The 543-nt window shown below is 47.5% G+C and carries 1 pseudogene; it reads left to right on the top strand.

Annotated elements, in window-relative coordinates:
* Positions 1-259 precede the first annotated feature (259 nt).
* Positions 260-370: pseudogene (locus G5182_RS20130) on the top strand (gamma carbonic anhydrase family protein); the annotation flags it as partial.
* Between the last annotated feature and the right edge of the window lie 173 nt (positions 371-543).

The raw sequence follows: 543 nt of genomic DNA, 5'->3' as shown, positions 1-543 counted from the left end.
TGTGTTGCTGCGGGAGTGGAATTCTACTCAACCGCCTTCTCGAGTCAAGCCTTATTTTCAAAGGCTTTTCGAGGTTACCGACGAGGTTGTTTGCGTTGCCGCTTGCCCTGTCGATGGAGGCGCATTATAGGGAACAGATTCTTTCTGACAACCCCTTATCGGCAATAAAATTGCAAAAAAGGGCACTTTTTTAGTTATTCATCTCCAATCACAGCTTTTATACAAACTTATCCACAGAAGCAGCCTGCAGATTGCTAGAATGGCCGAAAACAAGGAGGCCAAGATGGACTTGCGACTGAGACCCTACAAGGGAAAACGCCCGCAATTGGGCAAATGGGTATATGTAGGGCGATATCAGCTGGCTGACGATGTTCACGCCAAGTGATCCAACCATTAACCATTCACCACTCAGCAGTGGTTTGGGAACAGCGCTTACTTCTATAGAAGAACATATAGGTGAATGATGAGTTGAGGCAGTTGAGGCAGTTGAGGCAGTTGAGGCAGTTGAGGCAGTTGAGGCAGTTGAGGCAGTTGAGGCAGTTG

Origin of the sequence: Aeromonas sp. 600948, assembly GCF_049174875.1 — a bacterium.
In the GTDB taxonomy this organism is placed as follows: Bacteria; Pseudomonadota; Gammaproteobacteria; order Enterobacterales; family Aeromonadaceae; genus Aeromonas; species Aeromonas veronii_A.
Note: the sequence above shows the minus strand (reverse complement) of the source record. Positions and strands in the feature narration are given on the sequence as shown.